Origin of the sequence: Leclercia adecarboxylata (assembly GCF_023639785.1) — a bacterium.
GTDB lineage: Bacteria > Pseudomonadota > Gammaproteobacteria > Enterobacterales > Enterobacteriaceae > Enterobacter > Enterobacter adecarboxylatus_D.
In genome coordinates, this window is the sequence record NZ_CP098325.1 from 3,744,589 (window position 1) to 3,767,519 (window position 22,931).

The 22,931-nt window shown below is 56.3% G+C and carries 21 protein-coding genes and 3 tRNA genes; 10 read left to right on the top strand and 14 right to left on the bottom strand.

Annotation, left to right across the window (positions count from 1 at the left end; all coding sequences use genetic code 11):
- Nucleotides 1-39: 39 nt before the first annotated feature.
- The 7 genes from gudD to syd all read right to left on the bottom strand — a co-directional run bounded on the left by gudD (nt 40) and on the right by syd (nt 7,322).
- Complete coding sequence (gudD, locus tag NB069_RS17640) at nt 40-1,380, bottom strand: glucarate dehydratase (protein WP_250589540.1); 1,341 nt, start codon at nt 1,378-1,380, stop codon at nt 40-42.
- A gap of 12 nt (nt 1,381-1,392) precedes the next feature.
- A complete protein-coding gene (locus NB069_RS17645) occupies nt 1,393-2,733 on the bottom strand; it encodes a glucarate dehydratase family protein (protein WP_250585654.1) in 1,341 nt (446 codons plus the stop codon).
- Nucleotides 2,733-4,088 carry an MFS transporter gene (locus NB069_RS17650; RefSeq protein ID WP_250585656.1) on the bottom strand — a complete coding sequence of 452 codons (1,356 nt, stop codon included), beginning with the start codon at nt 4,086-4,088 and terminating at the stop codon, nt 2,733-2,735. The genes NB069_RS17645 and NB069_RS17650 overlap by 1 nt, the downstream gene beginning before the upstream one ends.
- 485 nt (nt 4,089-4,573) lie before the next feature.
- Nucleotides 4,574-5,023 carry a flavodoxin gene (locus NB069_RS17655; RefSeq protein ID WP_250585658.1) on the bottom strand — a complete coding sequence of 150 codons (450 nt, stop codon included), beginning with the start codon at nt 5,021-5,023 and terminating at the stop codon, nt 4,574-4,576.
- A 24-nt stretch (nt 5,024-5,047) separates the two neighbouring features.
- Nucleotides 5,048-5,821 carry a tRNA pseudouridine(65) synthase TruC gene (gene truC / locus NB069_RS17660; protein WP_250585660.1) on the bottom strand — a complete coding sequence of 258 codons (774 nt, stop codon included), beginning with the start codon at nt 5,819-5,821 and terminating at the stop codon, nt 5,048-5,050.
- Nucleotides 5,818-6,144, bottom strand: a complete 327-nt coding sequence (locus NB069_RS17665) for a YqcC family protein (protein WP_250585662.1) — start codon at nt 6,142-6,144, stop codon at nt 5,818-5,820. Before NB069_RS17665 ends, truC begins: the two co-directional genes overlap by 4 nt.
- A gap of 632 nt (nt 6,145-6,776) precedes the next feature.
- A complete protein-coding gene (gene syd / locus NB069_RS17670) occupies nt 6,777-7,322 on the bottom strand; it encodes a SecY-interacting protein (protein ID WP_250585664.1) in 546 nt (181 codons plus the stop codon).
- A 69-nt stretch (nt 7,323-7,391) separates the two neighbouring features.
- Between syd and queF the strand changes: the two genes are divergently transcribed.
- The 5 genes from queF to xni all read left to right on the top strand — a co-directional run bounded on the left by queF (nt 7,392) and on the right by xni (nt 13,857).
- Nucleotides 7,392-8,234: an NADPH-dependent 7-cyano-7-deazaguanine reductase QueF gene (gene queF / locus NB069_RS17675; RefSeq protein ID WP_250585666.1), complete on the top strand. Its 843-nt coding sequence runs from the start codon at nt 7,392-7,394 to the stop codon at nt 8,232-8,234.
- Between the two features lie 116 nt (nt 8,235-8,350).
- Nucleotides 8,351-9,715 carry a nucleotide 5'-monophosphate nucleosidase PpnN gene (gene ppnN / locus NB069_RS17680; protein WP_250585668.1) on the top strand — a complete coding sequence of 455 codons (1,365 nt, stop codon included), beginning with the start codon at nt 8,351-8,353 and terminating at the stop codon, nt 9,713-9,715.
- A gap of 549 nt (nt 9,716-10,264) precedes the next feature.
- On the top strand, nt 10,265-11,554 hold the full coding sequence (locus NB069_RS17685; RefSeq protein ID WP_250585670.1) for an HAAAP family serine/threonine permease: 1,290 nt from the start codon (nt 10,265-10,267) through the stop codon (nt 11,552-11,554).
- 63 nt (nt 11,555-11,617) lie between these two features.
- The gene (locus NB069_RS17690) at nt 11,618-12,985 is read left to right on the top strand and encodes an L-serine ammonia-lyase (protein WP_250585672.1); all 1,368 of its coding nucleotides are present in this window, start codon (nt 11,618-11,620) and stop codon (nt 12,983-12,985) included.
- A 113-nt stretch (nt 12,986-13,098) separates the two neighbouring features.
- Nucleotides 13,099-13,857, top strand: coding sequence for a flap endonuclease Xni (gene xni, locus NB069_RS17695; RefSeq protein ID WP_250585674.1), 759 nt, complete (start codon nt 13,099-13,101; stop codon nt 13,855-13,857).
- A gap of 91 nt (nt 13,858-13,948) precedes the next feature.
- On the opposite strand, the gene rlmM is transcribed toward xni, so the two are convergent.
- The 4 genes from rlmM to NB069_RS17715 form a co-directional block, all read right to left on the bottom strand.
- Nucleotides 13,949-15,049 carry a 23S rRNA (cytidine(2498)-2'-O)-methyltransferase RlmM gene (gene rlmM / locus NB069_RS17700; RefSeq protein WP_250585676.1) on the bottom strand — a complete coding sequence of 367 codons (1,101 nt, stop codon included), beginning with the start codon at nt 15,047-15,049 and terminating at the stop codon, nt 13,949-13,951.
- A complete protein-coding gene (locus tag NB069_RS17705) occupies nt 15,042-15,437 on the bottom strand; it encodes a DUF423 domain-containing protein (RefSeq protein ID WP_039029918.1) in 396 nt (131 codons plus the stop codon). Before NB069_RS17705 ends, rlmM begins: the two co-directional genes overlap by 8 nt.
- 43 nt (nt 15,438-15,480) lie before the next feature.
- Complete coding sequence (gcvA, locus tag NB069_RS17710; protein ID WP_250585678.1) at nt 15,481-16,395, bottom strand: glycine cleavage system transcriptional regulator GcvA; 915 nt, start codon at nt 16,393-16,395, stop codon at nt 15,481-15,483.
- A 349-nt stretch (nt 16,396-16,744) separates the two neighbouring features.
- A complete protein-coding gene (locus NB069_RS17715) occupies nt 16,745-16,972 on the bottom strand; it encodes a YgdI/YgdR family lipoprotein (protein WP_039029916.1) in 228 nt (75 codons plus the stop codon).
- Nucleotides 16,973-17,164: 192 nt separating this feature from the next.
- Here NB069_RS17715 and csdA point away from each other — a divergent pair, with 192 nt between their 5' ends.
- Nucleotides 17,165-18,370: a cysteine desulfurase CsdA gene (gene csdA / locus NB069_RS17720; RefSeq protein WP_250585680.1), complete on the top strand. Its 1,206-nt coding sequence runs from the start codon at nt 17,165-17,167 to the stop codon at nt 18,368-18,370.
- Entirely contained in the window at nt 18,370-18,810 is a 441-nt protein-coding gene (gene csdE, locus NB069_RS17725; RefSeq protein WP_250585682.1) for a cysteine desulfurase sulfur acceptor subunit CsdE, read from the top strand. The genes csdA and csdE overlap by 1 nt, the downstream gene beginning before the upstream one ends.
- Here csdE and tcdA read toward each other — a convergent pair.
- Complete coding sequence (gene tcdA, locus NB069_RS17730) at nt 18,801-19,607, bottom strand: tRNA cyclic N6-threonylcarbamoyladenosine(37) synthase TcdA (RefSeq protein WP_039029912.1); 807 nt, start codon at nt 19,605-19,607, stop codon at nt 18,801-18,803. The two genes, csdE and tcdA, sit on opposite strands and share 10 nt — an antisense overlap.
- A gap of 70 nt (nt 19,608-19,677) precedes the next feature.
- Nucleotides 19,678-20,775 (bottom strand): murein transglycosylase A, encoded by a 1,098-nt coding sequence (gene mltA / locus NB069_RS17735; RefSeq protein ID WP_250585684.1) that lies wholly within the window; start codon nt 20,773-20,775, stop codon nt 19,678-19,680.
- Between the two features lie 207 nt (nt 20,776-20,982).
- Between mltA and NB069_RS17740 the strand changes: the two genes are divergently transcribed.
- The 3 genes from NB069_RS17740 (at nt 20,983) to NB069_RS17750 (ending at nt 21,426) form a co-directional block, all read left to right on the top strand.
- Nucleotides 20,983-21,059 (top strand) — tRNA-Met (locus tag NB069_RS17740).
- A 43-nt stretch (nt 21,060-21,102) separates the two neighbouring features.
- Nucleotides 21,103-21,179 (top strand) — tRNA-Met (locus tag NB069_RS17745).
- A gap of 170 nt (nt 21,180-21,349) precedes the next feature.
- A tRNA-Met gene (locus NB069_RS17750) sits at nt 21,350-21,426 on the top strand.
- 103 nt (nt 21,427-21,529) lie between these two features.
- On the opposite strand, the gene amiC is transcribed toward NB069_RS17750, so the two are convergent.
- Nucleotides 21,530-22,783, bottom strand: coding sequence for an N-acetylmuramoyl-L-alanine amidase AmiC (gene amiC / locus NB069_RS17755; protein WP_250585685.1), 1,254 nt, complete (start codon nt 22,781-22,783; stop codon nt 21,530-21,532).
- Nucleotides 22,784-22,931: the final 148 nt, after the last annotated feature.

Below are 22,931 nucleotides of genomic sequence, written 5' to 3' on the forward strand. Positions count from 1 at the left end.
AAGAGAAAATGCCGACTCCCGCAGGAACCGGCACCGGACTTAACGCACCATGCAAGGGCGTTTGTTGTTGAAGGTCCACTCCGGGATGAGGTACTGCATCGCCATCGCGTCGTCGCGCGCGCCCAGACCGTGCTGCAGATAGAGCTCGTGCGCCTTCATCACCTGATCCATATCCAGCTCAACGCCCAGACCCGGCGTGGAAGGCACCTGCACCATACCGCCTTTGATTTCGAACGGCTCTTTGGTCAGACGCTGGTTGCCTTCCTGCCAGATCCAGTGGGTGTCGATGGCGGTGATGTCGCCCGGCGCGGCCGCAGCCACATGGGTGAACATCGCCAGCGAGATATCAAAGTGGTTGTTGGAGTGCGATCCCCAGGTCAGGCCGAACTCGTGGCACATCTGCGCCACGCGCACCGAGCCCTGCATGGTCCAGAAGTGCGGATCCGCCAGCGGGATATCTACGGATTGCAGCGACAGGGTATGGCCCATCTGGCGCCAGTCGGTGGCGATCATATTGGTGGCGGTTGGCAGACCGGTAGCGCGACGGAATTCAGCCATTACTTCACGCCCGGAGAAGCCCTGCTCGGCGCCACACGGATCTTCTGCGTAAGCCAGCACGCCCTTCAGGCGTTTACCGATGCGGATCGCTTCATCAAGGGACCAGGCGCCGTTAGGGTCGAGAGTGACGCGCGCCTGCGGGAAGCGTTTCGCCAGCGCGATGATCGATTCGGCTTCCTCGTCACCGGCCAGCACGCCGCCCTTCAGCTTGAAATCGTTAAAGCCGTACTTCTCGTACGCCGCTTCCGCCAGACGTACAACCGCATCCGGGGTCATCGCCTCTTCATGGCGCAGGCGATACCAGTCGCACTGCTCATCCGGCTGGCTCTGGTACGGCAGCGGGGTCAGCTTACGGTTGCCTACAAAGAAGAGGTAGCCCAGCATCTCCACTTCAGTGCGCTGCTGCCCGTCACCCAGCAGGGAGGCAACGTTGACTCCCAGGTGCTGGCCCAGCAGGTCGAGCATCGCCGCTTCAATACCGGTGACCACGTGAATAGTGGTGCGCAGGTCAAAGGTCTGCAGCCCGCGGCCGCCCGCGTCACGGTCAGCAAATTCGTTACGTACCGCATTGAGGACGTTCTTGTATGCGCCCAGCGTTTTGCCGACGACCAACGGGATCGCATCTTCCAGCGTTTTACGGATCTTCTCCCCACCCGGGATTTCACCCACACCGGTATGGCCAGAGTTGTCTTTGATAATCACAATATTACGGGTAAAGAACGGGGCATGGGCGCCGCTCAGGTTCATCAGCATGCTGTCATAACCGGCAACCGGGATGATCTGCATGGAGGTGACAACAGGCGTAGTAAAAGTGCTCATAATTCAATCCTTTAATCAGTGGCGACCGAACGCCGGGCGTTTACGGTCAAAGGTCCAGCCGGGAATAAGGTACTGCATCGGGCCTGCATCATTACGCGCGCCGCCTGGCAGTTTCTTATACGCTTCGTGTGCTTTGTGGATCTGATCCCAGTCAAGCTCCACGCCAAGCCCCGGGGCGTCAGGGACGGCAATCTTGCCGTGTTTAATTTCGAGTGGATTTTTGGTCAGGCGCGCTTCGCCTTCCTGCCAGATCCAGTGGGTATCGATAGCCGTCGGCGTGCCAGGGGCGGCGGCGCCTACGTGGGTAAACATGGCCAGCGAAATATCAAAGTGGTTGTTAGAGTGGCAACCCCAGGTTAAGCCCCAGTCATCGCACAGCTGCGCCACGCGTACCGCGCCGGAAAGGGTCCAGAAGTGCGGATCCGCCAGCGGGATATCCACCGAGTTCAGCATCACCGCATGGCCCATCTCGCGCCAGTTTGTGGCAATCATATTGGTTGCCACCGGCAGGCCCGTGGCGCGGCGGAACTCCGCCATCACCTCACGGCCAGAGAAGCCCTGCTCAGCGCCGCACGGATCTTCGGCGTAGGTCAGCACATCGCCCAGGCCTTTGCACAGGGCAATGGCTTCATCCAGCAGCCAGGCGCCGTTGGGATCGACGGTAATACGGGCATCCGGGAAGCGTTTTTTCAGGGCGCGGGCGCTGTCGATCTCCTGCTCGCCCGGCAAAACGCCGCCTTTCAGTTTGAAATCTTTAAAGCCGTAGCGATCCTGCGCCGCCTCTGCCAGGCGGACCACCGCCTCGCTGGAGAGCGCCTCCTGATGGCGCAGGTGGTACCACTCGTGATTGCCCGGGGAACGCTCCAGATAAGGCAGATCGGTTTTGTTGCGATCGCCCAGGTAGAAGAGATAGCCCAGCACGGTGACCGCATCGCGCTGTTTACCGGGACCAAGGAGTTCACATACCGGCACGTTCAGCGCTTTGCCCAGCAGGTCCAGCAGCGCCGCCTCCAGCGCCGCCACCGCGTTCACCCGCAGTTCAAATGTCCAGGCACCTTTGCCGAAGGTATCGAAGTCGGCAGACTGGTTACCTTTGTGCACGCGCTGTACGACTTTGTTCAGCCGCGCCACTTCCTGGCCAACCACCTGGGGGATGGCATCCACCAGCGTCTGGTAGATCACCTCCCCGCCGGGGGCTTCCCCTACGCCGGTGTTCCCGGCGTTATCGGTCAGCACCACGATGTTGCGGGTAAACCAGGCGTTGTGCGCGCCGCCGATGTTCAGCAGCATGCTGTCCTGGCCGGCGACCGGAATAACCTTCATTTCCGTCACGATGGGGCTGGATTGCATGCTCATTATGAACGCTCCGCAACAGGTTTCAGCTCGATACGTTTGATATCACCCACCAGCACCAGGTAGCTCAGTACCGCCACCAGGGCATGGATCCCGACGTAAATCAGCGCGCCGTTGAACGAGCCGGTAGTGCCGACGATGTAGCCAATCGCGATCGGGGTGACAATACCGGAGATGTTGCCGAACATGTTGAACAGACCGCCGCTCAGGCCGCTGATCTCTTTCGGCGCGGTATCTGCCATCACCGCCCAGCCCAGCGCACCGATGCCTTTACCGAAGAACGCCATTGCCATGAAGCCGATAATCATCCACTCAGCATCAACGTAGTTACACACTACCATCGACATGGAGAGCAGCATCCCCAGCACGATTGGCGTTTTACGGGCGATATTCAGGGAACCCGTGCGGCGCATCAGCCAGTCGGAAATCACCCCGCCCAGCACGCCGCCGATAAAGCCGCAGATCGCCGGAACAGAGGCCACAAACCCGGCTTTCAGGATGGACATGCCGCGCGCCTGCACCAGGTAGACCGGGAACCAGGTGATAAAGAAGTAGGTTAAGGCGTTGATGCAATACTGGCCGAGGTAGATCCCCACCATCATGCGAGAGCCCACCAGCTGTTTGATCTGGCCCCACTTCTGGCTGAACGGCACTTTCTCTTTGTTTTTCGCCTGATCCATATTGATCAGCGCGCCGCCTTCGGCGATGTAATCCAGCTCTTTCTGGTTTACGCCCGGATGCTGGTTCGGCTCGTGGATCACTTTCAGCCAGACAAAGCTGATGACGATACCCAGGCCACCCATGAAGAAGAACACGTGTGACCAGCCCACCTCGTGCGTCAGCCAGCCCATGATTGGGGCGAAGATAACGGTGGCAAAGTATTGCGCGGAGTTAAAAATGGAAACCGCCGTTCCCCTCTCCTGCGCCGGGAACCAGGCCGCCACTATTCGGCTGTTGCCCGGGAAGGATGGCGCTTCGGCCAGACCCACCAGGAAGCGCAGGGTAAAGAGCGCGACGATAATGCCAAAGCCGTTAAAGACATCGACGAAGCCCTGCAGCAGGGTGAACAGGGACCAGATAAAAATGGACCAGAAATAGACACGTTTTGAACCGAAGCGGTCAAGCAGCCAGCCGCCAGGAATTTGGCCGATAACATAGGCCCATGAAAATGCCGAGAAAACATATCCCATGCCGACCGGATCCAGACCGATATCTCTTGCCATTTCCGAGCCGGCAATTGACAGGGTGGCGCGGTCGCCATAGTTGAAGGATGTGACGATAAACAGCATCACCACTATCCAGTAGCGGGCATTAGTGCGCTTTTCAGCGCTGCTCGCCGCTTGGCTTAATGAACTCATTCTTGCACTCCTGAATCATAGCGTTTTCGCTACGTTCATTCTGAACAGCTCAACCGTAGGGTAATCAGAATGACGTGTATGTGTTATTGCAGTTCGAACGTTTAGGTCGTATTGCCTCAATGACTGCATTTTTATTAACTGGCGGAAAAAGTATAAGAAAGGATCCAGGGCGCTCTCACCGTGCAACGACACAACATTGGCGCACTCCTTTGCGGTTGTTTGTGGCAAAAGCCCAGGCCAATGGAAGAGACTTCACGGAAATGAAAACTGCCCGCCGGTAAACGGCAGGCAGAAGGAGGGGATTACCGGGAGTGTGAAACAGGTCGCTTGACGCAGTGAAAATGCCTGCTAATAACCACGATCAAGACAGGGATTTACGGGCGTTTGCCCAATGCTTACTCGATTCAGTTACCTTACATTGTCTGCAAGGTCGCTTTGTTAACTGGCAAAAGGTTCTGGCCCTCCGCAGCAGGGAGGGCGGGAACTTATTTTAGCAATGTGCCCCAGTGTTCAACCCAGGGATTGGATTCGCTTTCCGGCTCAGGGTGTTCAGAGGCATCGATCATCAGCATTTCGCCCACGCGCTGCGCGCTTTGCTCCTGTAACAGCGCATCGAACTGCTTGCCGCCGCCGCAAAAATTCGCGTAGGTGCTGTCACCGAGCGCGATAATGCCGTAACGCATTTCCGGCTGGTAACCCAGCTTATCCTTAATGCCCGTAAACAACGGGACGATACTGTCCGGCAGATCGCCCTGCCCGGTTGTCGAGGTGACCACCAGCGCATACTGACCCTGATATTTTTCCCAGTCGGCCAGATCGGGATCTTCATAGACTGTCGCTTTATGGCCCATTCCCGCGAGGATCGCTTCGGCCTCTTCAGCCACCAGCAGCGAATTGCCGTACATCGTGCCGACAAAAATTCCGATTACCGCCATGTTTTACTCCCTGATTAGACGCAATTAACGATCATCCTGAACGCTGGCAACGTCAAACTCAACCCTTTCATTTTCGGGGAGTTGTCCGCGCCATCCAAACTGTGACAGCGCCTGCATCCATACCTCGTCCAGTCCGGCGCGGATCGTCAGCGGCTCGCCGGTAAACGGATGGATAAGGTGCAGCTGGCTGGCGTGTAACATCAGACGATTGCAGCCGAAATGCTCTGCTGCACTGCGGTTCTGCCGCAAATCGCCATGCTTGCTGTCGCCGATGATCGGGTGGCGCAGATGCGCCAGATGGCGTCGCAGCTGGTGCTTACGCCCGGTTTTCGGTTCCAGTTCAATCAGACTATAGCGTGTAGTGGGAAACTTACTGGTGGCAACCGGCATTTCGGTGGTCACCATTCCGCGATAATCAGTCACCGCCGGCTGCGGGCCTTTGTCATCGCGGGCATACTTATCGGCGATTTTATCCAGCTCTTCCGTCAGGGGATAATCGAGGGTTGCGGCCTCTGTGAGCCAGCCGCGGACAATCGCATGGTAGCGTTTCTGGATCTGATGCTGCTCAAACTGCTGCGACAGACGACGTCCGGCCTCGCTGGAAAGCCCCATCAGCAGCACACCGGAAGTGGGTCTGTCGAGACGATGGGCCGTAAAGACATGCTGACCGATCTGGTCGCGCACCGTCTGCATGACGACGACCTTCTCATCCCGGTCCAGCCAGCTACGGTGCACCAGCCAACCCGAGGGTTTATTGACGGCCACCAGCCACTCATCCTGATAGAGGATCTCAATCATGCTTCGTCGCCGAAGAGCGTATCCAGCGCCAGCAATGCCGTCAGCACCGCGTCGCGAGAGGGGTGAGCGGCGTCGAGCGCCATTTCATAATAGGGCGCCACGGCAAAGCTCTGGGGCAGCGGATGACCGCTGTCCAGCAGGGCGTGCATGCGGGGAATGAGCACCCACTGCAGCCACTCAAACGGCTCCAGGGTATCCATGCAGAAAGGTTGTGTACTTTCAAACGCGTCAGGCTGCGGGGCCATCTCTTGCCACAGCTGATGATCCCGCAGTAAAGCTTCGATGGCGTGCAGTTGCGCGCGCACGTTGTCGTGATGGGTCATGAAAACCTCAACTGAAAATGTGAACGGCGCGCAGCATAGCAAAGACCACGCAGAAATAAAAAAAGGGAGCACTGTTTACACAGTGCTCCCGGTTCGTTTCGCAGCAATCCAGCTACTTTTGGTGCTCCCTGCTCATCCGTGACAACTTTTCCTCTGACCCGAAAGTCTGGTCTTCCCTGAACCGCTGCATCCTGCACACATCGTCCTGATGTGACTGTTTCATCCTGAAACGTCCTGGCCTTCCTGACCCACCGGACATCCTTACCGGCTCTCATTCTCCTTCCTGGAGGTGTCCTTCAACGCGTCTTGCGCTATCCTCTTGCTTCTTCCTGAAGCCTTCCCTGTAACGCCTTCCTGACGTGTCCTTGCTAAGAAACGTCATCATCCTGATGTTCGTTTCTTGTGTCGGCATCCTGTCGACGGACATAGAATCCCTTATTCCGCTTCGTCTTACAAGGCGGTGCGTAAGCCAAATTAAAGAGCAGGCTTATCTGTGAGACAGGATTTAACCGCTCAACTTATTGATAGAATTGTAATTTAATCGCAGCCCAGCAAGATGCGCCTGCAGGATATGACGCCGATCTCTCACAAGCTATGTAAGAGATCTCTCACACGCGCAGTAGTATTCAGGATTACACGACGGGATGTAGTTGATTGAGGAAATCCGCAAGGGTAGCGGAGAGGAGCTGGCGTTTTTGCGTGCCCAGCGTCTCTTTAACGACGTTGCCTGTGAGATTACAGACAGAGATAACGTCCATTTCACTGTCGAGCGTGGCGATAAACAGCGTGGGCGACAGCTTCAGACGCTTCTGGGTAACCAGGTGCCCAATCAGGTTCTCCTGCACGCGCAGCAGATCTTCTTCGCTCCAGGTTTGCAGCAATGTCAGCGCTTCATTATCAAAGCGAGCGCACATATCCCCGGCGAACTGTGTGGTATAGAACGCGTGAACCGTTGGTTGTACCATAATGCCCATGGCGCGTTCAATGGCATTTACATTCTGCTCAGCGGAAAATGGCTGCGGCTGCCAGGTCACCGTATCGCCGGAAGAGGTGATAATGCAGGGGGAAGGCACGCCGTACAGCTCTTCACTTTGCGGCCATGACGCATTCTGTTCATGCCAGGCGTCGCAGTAACGCGTAGTAAATGCAGTTAACGCAGCAGCAGTCTCTTTATCCACCGGTTTCTCTCTTTATCTAAGACAGGATACACTCAGCCCCATAGTTTACCCTTAAAGTGACAACGAAACATGTCTTACGAAAATCATGATGCCCTGTCGGGCCTGACGCTGGGCAAAAGCACAGCCTACCGCGACATCTACGACGCCAGCCTGTTACAGGGCGTGCCGCGCAGCCTCAACCGCGATCCGCTGGGCCTGAAGGCTGATGCCCTGCCCTTCCACGGCGGCGATATCTGGACGCTGTATGAACTCTCCTGGCTTAACGCCCGCGGCTTGCCGCAGGTGGCAGTCGGCCAGGTTGAGCTGGATTATGCCAGCGTGAATCTGGTGGAATCCAAAAGCTTCAAGCTCTACCTCAACAGCTTTAACCAGACGCGTTTCGACAGCTGGGAAGCGGTGCAGCGCACGCTGGAGCGTGACTTAAGCGCCTGCGCCCAGGGTAAGGTCACCGTGGCGCTCTACCGGATTGACGAGCTGGAAGGCCAGCCCGTTGCCCACTTCCATGGCACCTGCATTGACGATCAGGATATCGAGATCGACAACTACCAGTTTGACACCGCCTGGCTGGAAAATGCCGCCAGCGGCAAAGTGGTGGAAGAGACGCTGGTCAGCCACCTGCTGAAATCCAACTGCCTGATTACGCACCAGCCTGACTGGGGTTCCGTGCAGATTAAGTATCGCGGCGCGAAAATCGATCGAGAGAAGCTGCTGCGCTATCTGGTCTCCTTCCGTAACCATAACGAGTTTCATGAGCAGTGCGTGGAGCGCATCTTCAATGACATTCTCCATCTCTGCCAGCCAGAGGCGCTGAGCGTCTATGCCCGCTATACCCGACGCGGCGGGCTGGATATCAACCCATGGCGCAGCAACACCGATTTCGTTCCGGCGATGGGTCGGTTAGTGCGTCAGTAAAATAAATAAATTCACAATATGCGCGGTATCTTCCGCGCTTTAGGTTGTGAAAGGTCATAAGCCAGGGCTATTGTAATCAACAGGGAAAGACGATAAACGTCCCGTAAGGAGCTCACTTGATTACACATATTAGCCCGCTTGGCTCAATGGATATGTTGTCGCAGCTGGAAGTGGACATGCTCAAGAGCACGGCCAGCAGCGATCTCTATCAACTGTTTCGTAACTGTTCGCTTGCCGTTCTGAACTCCGGTAGCCTCACCGACAACAGCAAAGAGTTGCTGTCCCGCTTTGAAAGCTTTGACATTAACGTTCTGCGCCGCGAACGTGGCGTAAAGCTGGAACTGATTAACCCGCCGGAAGATGCCTTCGTGGACGGACGTATTATTCGTGCGCTGCAGGCCAACCTGTTTGCCGTCCTGCGCGATATCCTGTTTGTAAATGGCCAGATCAGCAACGCCGGCCGTTTCCAGCATCTGAACCTGGAAAGCTCGGTTCATATCACCAACCTGGTGTTCTCTATTCTGCGTAACGCCCGCGCGCTGCACGTGGGCGAAGCCCCGAGCATGGTGGTGTGCTGGGGCGGTCACTCTATCAACGAAACCGAATATCTCTATGCCCGTCGCGTGGGTACCCAGCTGGGTCTGCGCGAGCTGAACATCTGTACAGGCTGCGGCCCGGGTGCGATGGAAGCGCCAATGAAAGGTGCGGCTGTAGGCCATGCGCAGCAGCGCTACAAAGAGGGACGTTTCATCGGCATGACCGAGCCGTCGATCATCGCCGCCGAGCCGCCGAACCCGCTGGTTAACGAACTGATCATCATGCCGGACATCGAGAAACGTCTGGAGGCGTTTGTCCGCATCGCTCACGGGATTATCATCTTCCCGGGCGGCGTGGGTACGGCAGAAGAGCTGCTCTATCTGCTGGGCATTCTGATGCATCCTGCTAACCAGGATCAGGTTCTGCCGCTGATCCTGACCGGTCCGAAAGAGAGCGCTGATTACTTCCGCGTGCTGGATGAGTTCATCGTGCATACGCTCGGCGAGACGGCACGCCGTCACTACCGCATTATCATTGACGATGCCGCAGAAGTGGCGCGCCAGATGAAAAAGGCGATGCCGCTGGTGAAAGAGAACCGTCGCGATACCGGAGATGCCTACAGCTTCAACTGGTCTATTCGCATTGCGCCGGATCTGCAGATCCCGTTTGAACCGTCGCATGAAAATATGGCTAACCTGAAACTCTATCCGGATCAGCCTGTAGAAACCTTAGCTGCCGATCTGCGTCGCGCCTTCTCAGGCATCGTCGCGGGGAACGTGAAAGAGGTGGGCATCCAGGCTATCGAACAGTTTGGCCCGTATAAGATTCATGGCGATCGCGAAATGATGCGCCGTATGGACGATCTGCTGCAGGGCTTTGTCGCCCAGCACCGTATGAAACTCCCCGGCACGGCCTATATCCCCTGTTACGAGATTTGCGCGTAACGCCCGTGTCCGGCAGCCTGCCGGACACCCTCTCACTCATACCCGCCGGGAAGGGTTTAAACTGCCCGGCTTTTTTATTGCCTTCAGTAACATGGCCTGTTTTTTATTATCACCAATACTTATCTTTTCGTTATTTCATAACCCAACGCAAACGATTACCTCTTTTTAAAGAGCGTGATTAATTAGCCACAAACGCCATAAAGCATGAAAAAATGCTCTAAACAGGCACTTTTACAGCGTATGACTCCTATCTTACAAGGCTCTCTATCCCGTCACATATCGTTGATGGTAGCCTTCGCGCCCAGAAATTCCTCGTGATGATTTATTAGCAGATAAATGGTCTAAAGATACCCACCTCAAAAGTAGATTATTGCATTTGAGATCGGGATCACTGATAGATCCATTACGAAAATGTATCTTTCCGCCCGCCGATAGTTACGGAGAAAAATTATATAAAAACCGTCACTGAGCGAATTTCATATTACGTTTTGCTCTTTTTGCATCGAATTTGACCAGAAACCTGACATTAGCTACTTCCTGGAGACACAGATGGAAACCACTCAAACCAGCACCGTTGCTTCGATTGAAACACGAAGCGGATGGCGTAAAACCGATACCATGTGGATGCTTGGCCTGTACGGCACAGCAATCGGCGCTGGTGTTCTCTTCCTGCCTATTAACGCGGGTGTTGGCGGCTTAATTCCGCTGATCATCATGGCAATCATTGCGTTCCCGATGACCTACTTCGCACACCGCGGCCTGACTCGTTTTGTGCTGTCCGGTAAAAATCCGGGTGAAGACATCACCGAAGTGGTTGAAGAGCATTTCGGGATTGGCGCAGGTAAGCTGATTACTCTGCTCTACTTCTTCGCAATTTACCCCATCCTGTTGGTATACAGCGTGGCAATCACCAACACCGTTGACAGCTTTATGACCCATCAGCTGGGCATGACTCCGCCACCGCGTGCCATTCTGTCGCTGATCCTGATTGTCGGCATGATGACTATCGTGCGCTTCGGTGAGCAGATGATTGTTAAAGCGATGAGCGTGCTGGTGTTCCCGTTCGTTATCGCCCTGATGGTGCTGGCGTGCTACCTGATCCCACAGTGGAACGGCGCGGCGCTGGAAACCCTCTCCCTGAGCAGCGCGTCTGCCACCGGCAACGGCCTGTGGATGACCCTGTGGCTGGCAATCCCGGTCATGGTCTTCTCCTTCAACCACTCCCCGATCATCTCCTCCTTCGCGGTAGCGAAGCGTGAAGAGTACGGTCAGGAAGCCGAGAAGAAATGCTCCAGCATCCTGGCTCGCGCTCACGTGATGATGGTGCTGACCGTTATGTTCTTCGTCTTCAGCTGCGTGCTGAGCCTCTCCCCGGCGGATCTGGCAGCGGCGAAAGAGCAGAACATCTCGATTCTCTCTTACCTGGCGAACCACTTTAACGCACCGGTTATTGCCTGGATGGCGCCAATCATCGCGATTATCGCTATCACCAAATCCTTCCTCGGCCACTACCTGGGCGCACGTGAAGGCTTTAACGGTATTGTGATTAAATCTCTGCGCGGCAAAGGCAAGAGCATTGAAATCAACAAGCTGAACAAGATCACTGCGCTGTTTATGCTGCTGACCACCTGGGCGGTTGCGACGCTGAACCCGAGCATCCTCGGCATGATCGAAACCCTGGGCGGCCCGGTTATCGCGATGATCCTGTTCCTGATGCCGATGTACGCGATTCAGAAAGTGCCAGCGATGCGTAAATACAGCGGCCAGATCAGCAACGTCTTCGTTGTGGTTATGGGTCTGATTGCTATCTCCGCTATCTTCTTCTCGCTGTTCGCTTAATTCCTCCTGCGCCGTCTTCGGACGGCGCCCTCTTCTCCTCAGACGTAAAGCAACGGACGCATCATGATTAGCGTTTTCGATATTTTTAAAATTGGTATTGGTCCTTCCAGCTCTCACACCGTCGGGCCAATGAAAGCGGGTAAACAGTTCACGGACGATCTTATTGCGCGCGGAATGCTGCACGACACCACCCGCGTGGTGGTAGATGTCTATGGCTCCCTGTCGCTGACCGGCAAAGGTCACCATACCGATATCGCCATCATTATGGGCCTGGCAGGCAACCTGCCGGATAGCGTCGATATTGACGCCATCCCGAGCTTTATCCAGGACGTAAACACCCACGGCCGCCTGCTGCTGGCCAACGGTGAACATGAAGTTGAGTTCCCGGTCGATCGCTGCATGAACTTCCATGCCGACAACCTGTCGCTGCATGAAAACGGCATGCGGATCACCGCGCTGGCAGGCGACAAGGCCATTTACAGCCAAACTTATTACTCCATCGGCGGCGGTTTTATCGTCGACGAAGACCATTTTGGGCAGCAGGACAGCGCGCCTGTCGCGGTCCCTTATCCGTACAAGTCGGCAGCGGATCTCCAGCGCCATTGCCAGGAAAGCGGTCTGTCACTCTCCGGCCTGATGATGCAAAACGAGCTGGCATTGCACAGCAAAGCAGAGCTGGAGCAGCACTTTGCCAGCGTCTGGGAAGTGATGCGCGCCGGAATTGAACGCGGTATCACTACCGAGGGCGTACTGCCGGGCAAACTGCGCGTCCCGCGCCGTGCTGCGGCCCTGCGCCGGATGCTGGTGAGCAGCGATAAAACCACCAGCGATCCGATGGCGGTGGTTGACTGGATCAACATGTTTGCGCTGGCGGTGAACGAAGAGAACGCCGCGGGCGGACGCGTGGTAACGGCCCCGACTAACGGTGCTTGCGGTATTGTTCCTGCGGTGCTGGCCTATTACGACAAGTTCATCCGTGAAGTAAACGCTAACTCGCTGGCTCGCTATCTGCTGGTGACCAGCGCTATTGGCTCGCTGTACAAGATGAACGCCTCGATCTCAGGCGCCGAAGTAGGCTGCCAGGGCGAAGTGGGCGTGGCCTGTTCCATGGCGGCTGCAGGCCTGGCGGAACTGCTGGGCGCCAGCCCGGCGCAGGTCTGCATTGCGGCAGAAATCGGCATGGAGCATAACCTCGGCCTGACCTGCGATCCGGTTGCCGGCCAGGTGCAGGTGCCCTGTATCGAGCGTAACGCGATTGCCTCCGTGAAGGCGGTCAACGCCGCACGTATGGCGCTGCGCCGCACCAGCGAGCCGCGCGTCTGCCTCGATAAAGTGATCGAAACCATGTATGAAACCGGGAAAGACATGAACGCCAAATACCGCGAAACCTCTCGTGGTGGCCTGGCGATGAAGATTGTCACCTGCGACTAAGCCTAAAAAAGGAGCCTTGTTTTGCGAGGCTCCTTCCCGTTCCTCCCGCCTCTCGTAGTTTCATTCCGCCGACGGTGTTACCCTTAATCCACTGGATATAAGAGGGATTATCTGTGGCTGTTCATTTACTTATTGTCGACGCGCTGAACCTTATCCGGCGTATTCACGCAGTACAGGGTACGCCCTGCAAGGATACCTGCCTGCATGCGCTGGAGCAGTTGATTCGCCACAGCCAGCCCAGCCACGTGGTCGCCGTGTTTGATGATGAAGCACGTAACAGCGGCTGGCGTCATCAGCGTCTGCCGGATTACAAAGCCGGACGCGCGCCCATGCCGGACGATCTGCACGCCGAAATGCCGATGATACGCGCCGCCTTTGAGCAGCGCGGCGTGCCCTGCTGGGGCGCTCAGGGCAATGAAGCCGACGATCTCGCAGCCACGCTTGCGGTTAAGGTCGCCAGCGCCGGGCATCAGGCCACTATCGTTTCCACTGACAAAGGCTACTGCCAGCTGCTTTCCCCGACTATTCGCATCCGTGACTATTTCCAGAAACGCTGGCTCGACGCCCCTTTTATTGCCGGTGAGTTTGGCGTATCCCCCCAGCAGCTGCCGGATTACTGGGGTCTGGCGGGGATCAGCAGCTCAAAGGTGCCGGGCGTGGCGGGCATTGGCCCGAAAAGCGCTGCCCAGTTGCTGACAGACTTTCAGGATCTGGAAGGGATATACGCGCATCTGGATGAGGTGCCGGAGAAGTGGCGTAAAAAACTGGAGGCCCATAAAGAGATGGCCTTTATCTGCCGGGACGTGGCGCGGTTGCAGACGGATTTACAGCTGGACGGGAATTTGCAGCAGCTCAGGTTAGAGCGAGTGTGAAGTCATGCCCGGTGGCGCTGCGCTTACCGGGCCTACGGGACGAGGGGTGCTGTAGGCCCGGTAAGCATAGCGCCACCGGGCGCTGTACAGATTATCGCTCGTCGCGACGTCCACCCACGGCAGCCCACCAGCGGCGCACGTGTACCGTCACCTCTTCGCGGTCGTGGTACAGCTGGCGCGCCTGGATCTCGGCATTAATACCGTGCTCCTGAAGCTGGGCCTGAATGTACGCCAGGTTCTGGGAAACCTCTTCGTAGCGTTTTTTCATCGGCAGCTTGAGGTTGAAGATCGCCTCCCGGCACCAGCCGTTGACCAGCCAGGTCGCCATCAGTGCCGCCACCTTCGCCGGTTTCTCCACCATGTCGCACACCAGCCAGGTGATGTTATTGCGATTAGGGCGATAGCGGAAACCGTCTTCACGCAGCCAGGTCACCTGGCCGGTATCCATCAGGCTTTGCGCAATCGGGCCGTTATCAATGGAGTAGACCCACATGTTGCGTTTCACCAGCTGATAGGTCCAGCCGCCCGGACAGGCGCCCAGATCCACCGCATACATGCCGTTTGCCAGACGCTCATCCCACTCGTCGGCCGGGATAAAGACATGGAACGCCTCTTCCAGTTTGAGCGTGGAGCGGCTCGGCGCGTCGGAAGGGAACTTAAGACGCGGGATGCCCATATAAAACGGCGAGTTATTGGTGGTCAGGGAGTACCCGACGTAGCAACAGCCCGGAGCGATAAAGAAGACATGCACCACCGGACGCTTTGGCGTCTCGTAGTTGGTCAGCACGCCGCAATCACGCAGCGCGGCACGCAGCGGCACGGTAAATTTACGGCAGAACTTCATCAGCTCTTTGCTTTCGTTGGTGTCTGCCACCTCAACGCGCAGTTCACCGCCCTTCTCCACCATGCCCTGCAGCATACCGGCAACAGGGGTAATGCGATCTTCTGGCGGCAGATCCTGCAGCAGCTCGCTGGCCACAAACATCTGACGGGCAAAAATCAGCGAGCTGAACGGCAGTTCGCGAACCAGTTTTTCAGCCTCTTCTGGCTGATAGCATTCGAAAACGACATAGCCCGCGTTCTCTTTCACGCGAGCAAAACCAAAGACTTCGCGTTTTGCGGCTTTATCAGTAATTTCCGCGGCACACTCTTTTTCAAAGCCCGGGCGACAATATAAGACAACTTTATTCATGAACAACGCCCTTGCGTTTCAGACGGAACGAACCGATTAACATTAATACCCACCCGACCAGGAAGCTGACGCCACCGACCGGGGTAACAAACGCCCACAGGCGTAAATGCGAGAGCGCAAGGCAGTAGAGGCTACCGCTGAACAACACGGTACCCAGCGCCATAAACACGCTGCTCCAGTAAAACCAGATGCTGATGCGACGCTGCATCGCCACCGCCAGTCCGAAGATTGCCAGGGTATGAAACGCCTGATATTCCAGACCGGTGTGGATCCAGCCCATCTCTACCACACCCAATGATTTGCGTAATACATGTGCGCCAAAGGCGCCCAGCGCAACAAAAATAAAGCCACTCACCGCGGCAAAAATCAGCATAAAACGGCTGGTCATGTTTCTGTCCTGAAGTTATGCGCGTCCTGCGCGCAAAAGAATGTTACTCGTACCTGAAGCGGAATTTTTCTTGCTCGTTGGCCGCCTTTGCCAGGATCCACTGGCGAAACGCGGCTATTTTACCCAGTTCTGCCTGACTGTCATGACAAACCAGATAAAATGCATTCTTGCTGACCAGAACATCATTAAAGGGGCAAACCAGACGGCCTGCCTCAATTTCGGACTGCGCCATAACGTTGTTCGCCAACGCCACGCCCTGTCCGTGGATGGCAGCCTGTAACACCATCGCGCTGTGGCTGAAGATGGGGCCCTGCTGCACGTTTATATGGTTAAGACCAAGCTGGCGGGTATAAGTTTGCCAGTCGCGGCGAGAAGCATCGTGCAAAAGCGTGTGCTGCGCCAGATTCTCCGGCGTTTTTAACGCTTTTTCGCCTGTTAAGAGTAGTGGCGAGCAGACCGGCAGCAAATATTCCGCGTACAATTTTTCGACACGCAGGCCCGGCCAGTTACCGCGGCCATAAAAAATTGCAACGTCGACATCGTCTGCCAGCTTGTCTTCCTGACGGTCAACCGCCTGGATTCGAACGTCGATTCCCGGATAAGCTGAGTTAAAGCTTGAGAGCCTCGGCACCAGCCACTGAATGGCAAAACTGGGCAACAGACTGACCGTCAGCGCCCCTTTCGCACTCCGCGCCTGTAGCTTACGGGTTGCCTCGGTAAGCTGAGAAAATATCTCTTTAATATCCTGAAAATAGCTCTGCCCCTCTTCAGTAAGAAGCAGGGAACGATTGCGGCGTCGGAACAGCTTGAGGCCCAGAAAATCCTCAAGGGACTTGATTTGATGACTTACTGCGGCCTGAGTCACAAAAAGCTCATCGGCCGCGCGGGTGAAACTTAAATGGCGCGCGGCAGCATCAAATACACGTAATGCATTAAGTGGTGGTAATCGCTTGGACATGGTTATCTGGCTTAGATGTTAACGGCTTTTAACAAACAGGAAACAACGTTTAACCTATTAGTTTTTTTTATCTGAGCCATTATAAATTGTCCGTTGAGGAACTACCAGCAAATACCTATAGTGGCGGCACTTCCTGAGCCGGAACGAAAAGCTTTTTTTGGAATGCGTGTTCTGATGGGCTTTTGGCTTACGGTTGTGATGTTGTGTTGTTGTGTTTGCAATTGGTCTGCGATTCAGACCACGGTAGGAAAACTACCACCTTTTCACTTCCTGTACATTTACCCTGTCTGTCCATAGTGATTAATGTAGCACCGCCCAATTGCGGTGCTTTTTTTTGTCTGCTGTATCCTTACTTATTCAGCTCAACCATCTCTTTCACATCACTGCGGTTGATCTGCTGTTTGTTCCCGTTAGCGTCCTTATACGAGATCATGCCGGTATCGTTATCGGTCTGCGGCTTACCTTCTGACACTATGGAGCGGCCATCATTGGTGTGCATGACATAGTTATTACCAGAACAGGCGCTCAGGGCAAAGGTAAGCATACAGGCCGAGGCAATTGCGATAGTCTTTTTCATTTTCTTCTCCTTTAGCAATAAATGCTATTCAAAGCGTGTTTTATAACAGGCTAAAACATTCTCCAGACACACTTTCAGCATAACCTGCTTCGTCTGTTGCGCCAGGATAAACAGACAATTCCGATAGAGATCAACCTCCTTGCCCTGACGGGTGATTTGCGCGACGATCTGATCATCACGAAGAGGAATTCCATGAACGCATTCAGCCCTGCCCATTTTCGCGCGCAGTTCCCGGCGCTGGCCGATGCCGGTGTCTATCTTGATAGCGCCGCGACCGCACTCAAGCCCCAGGCGGTGATCGAGGCCACCCACCAGTTTTACAGCCTGAGCGCGGGCAATGTGCATCGCAGCCAGTTTGCCGAGGCGCAACGCTTAACCGCGCGCTACGAAGCGGCACGCGACCAGGTCGCCCGCCTGCTTAACGCCGAAAGCGGTAAAAACATTGTCTGGACGCGAGGCACGACCGAAGCCATCAATATGGTGGCGCAATGCTACGCCCGCCCGCGCCTGCAACCGGGGGATGAGATTATCGTCAGCGAGGCGGAGCACCACGCTAACCTCGTGCCCTGGCTGATGGTTGCCGAACAGACCGGCGCCCGGGTGGTGAAGTTGCCCCTGGGCGCAGATTTGCTGGCGGATGTCGCCCGCCTGCCCGAGTTTATGACCTCGCGCAGCCGCATCCTCGCGCTGGGGCAGATGTCCAACGTTACCGGCGGCTGTCCGGATCTCGCCCGTGCCATCAGCCTCGCCCATGACAACGGGATGGTGGTGATGGTCGATGGCGCGCAGGGGGTTGTGCATTTCCCGGCGGATGTGCAGCAGCTGGATATCGACTTCTATGCCTTCTCCGGACATAAGCTCTACGGGCCGACCGGGATTGGCGCGCTGTACGGTAAAGCGCAACTGCTGGAGGAGATGACGCCGTGGCTCGGCGGCGGCAAGATGATCACCGAGGTCACCTTCGACGGGTTCAACACTCAGCAAGTGCCGTATCGTCTTGAAGCCGGTACGCCAAACGTCGCGGGCGTCATTGGCCTGAGCGCGGCGCTGGAGTGGCTGGCGGATATCGATCTACAGCAGGCAGAGAGCTGGAGCCGCGGGCTGGCGACGCTGGCGGAAGAGGCGCTGAAACAGCGCCCCGGATTTCGCTCTTTCCGGGTGCAGGACTCAAGCCTGCTGGCGTTCGATTTTGCCGGCGTGCATCACAGCGACATGGTGACGCTGCTGGCGGAGTACGGCATCGCCCTGCGCGCCGGCCAGCACTGCGCCCAGCCGCTGCTGGCGGCGCTGGGCGTAAACGGCACGCTCCGCGCCTCGTTTGCCCCCTACAATACCCAAAGCGATGTCGACGCGCTGGTCGCCGCCGTCGATCGCGCCCTTGCTTTACTGGTGGATTAATGACAAGCCCAACTCTGGCCGGACACCCGTTCGGCACCGTCATCACTGAAAAGACGTTAAAACAGACCTTCGCCCCGCTAAACCAGTGGGAAGACAAATATCGTCAGCTGATCCTGCTGGGTAAACAGCTGCCTGCGCTCTCCGATGAGCTTAAGGCACAGGCGAAAGAGATCCCCGGCTGTGAGAACCGCGTCTGGCTTGGGGTCACGCGTATTGGGGATAACCTGCATTTTTATGGCGACAGCGAAGGACGTATCGTTCGCGGCTTGCTGGCCGTGCTGCTGACGGCCATTGAGGGGAAAAGCGCCGCGCAGATCCTGGGAGAAAATCCCCTGGCGCTGTTTGATGCGCTGGGACTTCGCGGCCAGCTAAGCGCCTCGCGCAGCCAGGGGCTAACTGCGCTCAGTGAAGCGGTGCTGGAGGCGGCGCGTCAGGCCTGACGTTCCGCCTTCGCCATCATCTTTTTCAGGGCATGAGACACGGCGATAAAACCAAAGCTCGCGGTCACCATGGTGGCCGCGCCAAACCCGGAGGCACAGTCCATCCGTTTTGGCCCTTCTGCGGTGCTCTTCATGGCACACACCGAACCGTCCGCCTGCGGATAGACCAGCGCTTCCGTGGAAAAGACGCAGTCGATGCCCAGCTTGCCTTTGCTGTTTTTCACCACGCCAAAATCGCTTTTCAGGCGCTCGCGCAGCTTAGCCGCCAGCGGATCCTGAATGGTCTTCGCCAGGTCAGTGACCTGGATCTGCGTCGGGTCAATCTGCCCGCCCGCTCCGCCAGTGGTCACCAGCGGCACTTTATTGCGACGGCACCAGGCGATGAGCGCCGCTTTCGGACGCACGCTGTCGATGGCGTCAATCACGTAGCTGTAACCGGCCCCCATGTATTGCGCCACGTTATCGGCAGTCACGAAATCATCAATCACGGTGACGCGACATTCCGGGTTGATCTGGCGAATGCGCTCCGCCATCACCTCTGACTTTGCCAGCCCGACGCTGTCGCGCAGGGCGTGGATCTGCCGGTTGGTGTTGGTGACGCAGACATCATCCATGTCGATTAGCGTAATGGCGCCGATCCCGGTTCGTGCCAGCGCTTCTGCCGCCCATGAACCCACGCCGCCAATGCCGACCACGCAGATATGTGCATCGGCAAACAGCTGCAGGGCTTTTTCACCATATAAACGCGCGGTGCCACCAAAACGCTGGCGCCAGGCTTCGCTCATTACTACAGACATACGACCTCAGATGTAAAAAGGGTGAGAGTTGCCCCTCACCCTGGAAAACATGGCGTCAATATTACCACACTCAGCCGCTAAACACGTTGCCCGCGCCTGCTGCGGATTTCAGCACCCATACACGCCCGTAGTGGTTATACCAGCCTGCACGGTGGCCGGCATCGGCACCAATGCCCTGATAAATATCGAAGTGCTGGCCTTTAATCGCGCCGCCAACGTCCAGCGCCACCATCAGACGCAGCTCGTACTGGCCGCTGAACTTACCTTCATTATTCAGCAGCGGAACTTCTGCCAGCAGCGTGGTTCCCGGCGGGATGACCGTCTTGTCAGACGCTACCGACGCCCGGCCAATCAGCGGTACCGCACTGGCGCCTTTCACCGGGGCAAAGTTTTGCGGTTTAAAGAAGACAAACGACGGGTTCTGCTCAAGCAGCTCACGGACTTCATATTCGCTGTGCTTCTCGCCCCACTCGCGGATCGCCTGCATCGACATATCTTCGCGTTTCACTTCCCCGCGATCGATCAGCACCTTCCCGATGCTGCGATACGCATGGCCATTCTTACCGGCGTAGCTGAAGAAGTTTAGCGGGCTGCCGTCACCAAAATCGATATAGCCGCTGCCCTGCACATCCATGATGAAGTTATCCATCAGCGAGTTGCTGTAGGCGAGGACATAGTTGTCGCTCAGCGCACCCGAGTAGATCTCAGCGCGGGACGGCAGGCGGCCACGTTTTGGCGGCATGCGGTAGATTGGATACTTGAACTCACCCTGCGCGGTATGGCGCGCCTGCACCACCGGCGTGTAGTAGCCGGTAAACTGGACGTTACCGTAGTTGTCGGTGCCTTCCATCTGCCAGGCGTCGATACCGTACTGGCGCATGGTGCGGGTATCGCCTCCGGCACGTAGCCAGTCCTGCACGGCGTTATAAACGGCGTTCTGCGAGCCATACAGCCGCGGCGAGGCGGTGCGGATCTGGCTTACCTGCTCGGCAAAGTCGCCGCCATTAATGGGCGCGCCCACGGCGTCCGGCTGGTTCACTAAAGAGAAAGGCTGGGTCAGTTTCCCGTCTTTATATTGCTGACCGCGATCGGTCGGTTTGGAGGAACAGGCGGCGAGAATTGCTACCATGGCGCCCGTTATCAGATACTTCGCCCAACGTCCTTTCATATATCCCATCTTCAAGTTGCCCGATTCTGCGTAACGAAGATAACAAACCGGCAGGGGTATTGAAATGCGATTACCTTCCCTGTCGCAAATTCTGCGCAAAAAACAGTCTGATTGTCGTTATAGCGCGCAACACAACGCCTAATTTGGTGATTTTTACGAAAAAGGGTTGCAACAAAAAGTCAGCAGAGTATAGTGCGCTTCCACGGACGCGGGGTGGAGCAGCCTGGTAGCTCGTCGGGCTCATAACCCGAAGGTCGTCGGTTCAAATCCGGCCCCCGCAACCAATTAAAATTTGATGAAGTATCTTCTGCAAAGCAGAAAGACGGACGCGGGGTGGAGCAGCCTGGTAGCTCGTCGGGCTCATAACCCGAAGGTCGTCGGTTCAAATCCGGCCCCCGCAACCAATCAAATTTAAAGAAGTAAGATTCTACAAAGTAGAAATTTTTGCAAAGTAGTTCGAATCACAGCAAGGCGGCGACGCAGTGAATCCTTAGGAGCTTACTCCAGTAAGTGACTAAGGTGAACGAGGAAAGCCAACGCAGATGTGGTTTGAAATACGAAGCAAAAAGACGGACGCGGGGTGGAGCAGCCTGGTAGCTCGTCGGGCTCATAACCCGAAGGTCGTCGGTTCAAATCCGGCCCCCGCAACCAACACTTCTTAAAACAATAAACACCCTTTCGGGTGTTTTTTTGTTTTTGTCGCCAGCCAACCCGTTGGCCCGCGCACGCGCAGCGCCGCCGGGCCAGGTTGATGTTATCCCCGTCTTGCCAGGGTCGCACCGTCAGAGAAATAGGCCTTAATCCCTGACAGTATCGATTCCGCCACTTCCTGCTGGAACTTCGCCGTCTTGAGCTTGCGCTCCTCTTCCACGTTACTGATAAACGCGGTCTCCACCAGAATCGACGGGATATCCGGCGCTTTCAGTACCGCAAAACCGGCCTGCTCAACGCTGTTCTTATGCAGCTTATTGACACGGCCGAGCTTACCCAGCACCGCTTTGCCAAACTTCAGGCTGTCGGTGATGGTCAGCGACTGCACCATATCAAACATGGTGTGGTCGACGTAGCGATCGCCGCTTCTTCCTACCCCACCAATAAGGTCAGAGGCGTTCTGGGTATCAGCAAGATAGCGTGCGGCGGTACTGGTCGCCCCTTTGGTGGAGAGGGCAAACACCGATGAACCGCTCGGCTGACGGCTGGTAAAGGCGTCCGCATGAATGGAGACAAACAGATCCGCGCGCTGCTTCTGCGCTTTTGCTACCCGCACCTTCAGCGGAATAAAGACATCTTCGTTACGCGTCATGTACGCGCGCATATTGCCTTCCCTGTCGATCAGCGCCTTCAGGCGACGGGCAATCTGCAGCACCACGTCTTTTTCCCGCGTCCGGTATTTGCCTACCGCGCCGGAGTCCTCCCCGCCGTGTCCCGGATCGAGCATGATCACAATCGGGCGATCGCGCCCGGCTTTGCCCGGCTGCGGGCCGCTTTGCGCTGGAGGAACCTGCTTTTCAAGATCGCCTTTGTTGTAATCTTCCAGCAGAGCCAGGAGTGGATCCTGAATGTCCGTTGCGTTGGCCGGATAGAGATCCATCACCAGACGCTCTTTAAAACCCGCCACCGGGGCCAGGGCAAACAGCTGCGGTTTAACGTTCTGCTTAAGTTCAAACACCATGCGCACGGTTTTCGGATCAAACTGCCCGACCCGCGCGGACTTGATGAAAGGATCGTCCCCGCGGATCTGGGCACTCATCCCTTTCAGCACCGAATTCAGATTGACGCCTTCGATATCCACCACCACCCGCTCCGGGTTGCTCAGAGCGAATTGCTTATAGTTCAGCACCCGGTTCGACTCCACCGTCACGCGTGTATAGGTCGACGAGGGCCAGACACGCACCGCGACGACCTGACTGACGGCGGCAAGTCCTACCTGACTGACGCTAAGCAACCACATGGCTCCGGCCCCTTGTAACAGGCGGCGACGACTTAATGCTTTACTGGATCCCGACATGCTTCTCCCGAGCAAAGATATCGAATAACTTTTCATAACGTCTAAATTGACCGAAAACTTTAGCGAATGATGCATAACCTGTCATCCCTAAAAGGGTAAACAATCATGCGTTAACGATAAGTTTGCTGAATCTTTTCTTTGCTTCGCT

Coding starts and splice junctions, on each gene's coding strand:
- rlmM (WP_250585676.1), bottom strand. CDS start 15,049: ATGAATAAAGTTGTCTTATATTGTCGCCCGGGCTTTGAAAAAGAGTGT.
- csdE (WP_250585682.1), top strand. CDS start 18,370: ATGACAAGCCCAACTCTGGCCGGACACCCGTTCGGCACCGTCATCACT.
- NB069_RS17645 (WP_250585654.1), bottom strand. CDS start 2,733: ATGAGCATGCAATCCAGCCCCATCGTGACGGAAATGAAGGTTATTCCG.
- mltA (WP_250585684.1), bottom strand. CDS start 20,775: ATGAAAGGACGTTGGGCGAAGTATCTGATAACGGGCGCCATGGTAGCA.
- gcvA (WP_250585678.1), bottom strand. CDS start 16,395: ATGTCCAAGCGATTACCACCACTTAATGCATTACGTGTATTTGATGCT.
- tcdA (WP_039029912.1), bottom strand. CDS start 19,607: ATGTCTGTAGTAATGAGCGAAGCCTGGCGCCAGCGTTTTGGTGGCACC.
- csdA (WP_250585680.1), top strand. CDS start 17,165: ATGAACGCATTCAGCCCTGCCCATTTTCGCGCGCAGTTCCCGGCGCTG.
- truC (WP_250585660.1), bottom strand. CDS start 5,821: ATGATTGAGATCCTCTATCAGGATGAGTGGCTGGTGGCCGTCAATAAA.
- queF (WP_250585666.1), top strand. CDS start 7,392: ATGTCTTACGAAAATCATGATGCCCTGTCGGGCCTGACGCTGGGCAAA.
- NB069_RS17650 (WP_250585656.1), bottom strand. CDS start 4,088: ATGAGTTCATTAAGCCAAGCGGCGAGCAGCGCTGAAAAGCGCACTAAT.
- NB069_RS17690 (WP_250585672.1), top strand. CDS start 11,618: ATGATTAGCGTTTTCGATATTTTTAAAATTGGTATTGGTCCTTCCAGC.
- NB069_RS17715 (WP_039029916.1), bottom strand. CDS start 16,972: ATGAAAAAGACTATCGCAATTGCCTCGGCCTGTATGCTTACCTTTGCC.
- NB069_RS17705 (WP_039029918.1), bottom strand. CDS start 15,437: ATGACCAGCCGTTTTATGCTGATTTTTGCCGCGGTGAGTGGCTTTATT.
- NB069_RS17665 (WP_250585662.1), bottom strand. CDS start 6,144: ATGACCCATCACGACAACGTGCGCGCGCAACTGCACGCCATCGAAGCT.
- NB069_RS17655 (WP_250585658.1), bottom strand. CDS start 5,023: ATGGCGGTAATCGGAATTTTTGTCGGCACGATGTACGGCAATTCGCTG.
- amiC (WP_250585685.1), bottom strand. CDS start 22,783: ATGTCGGGATCCAGTAAAGCATTAAGTCGTCGCCGCCTGTTACAAGGG.
- NB069_RS17685 (WP_250585670.1), top strand. CDS start 10,265: ATGGAAACCACTCAAACCAGCACCGTTGCTTCGATTGAAACACGAAGC.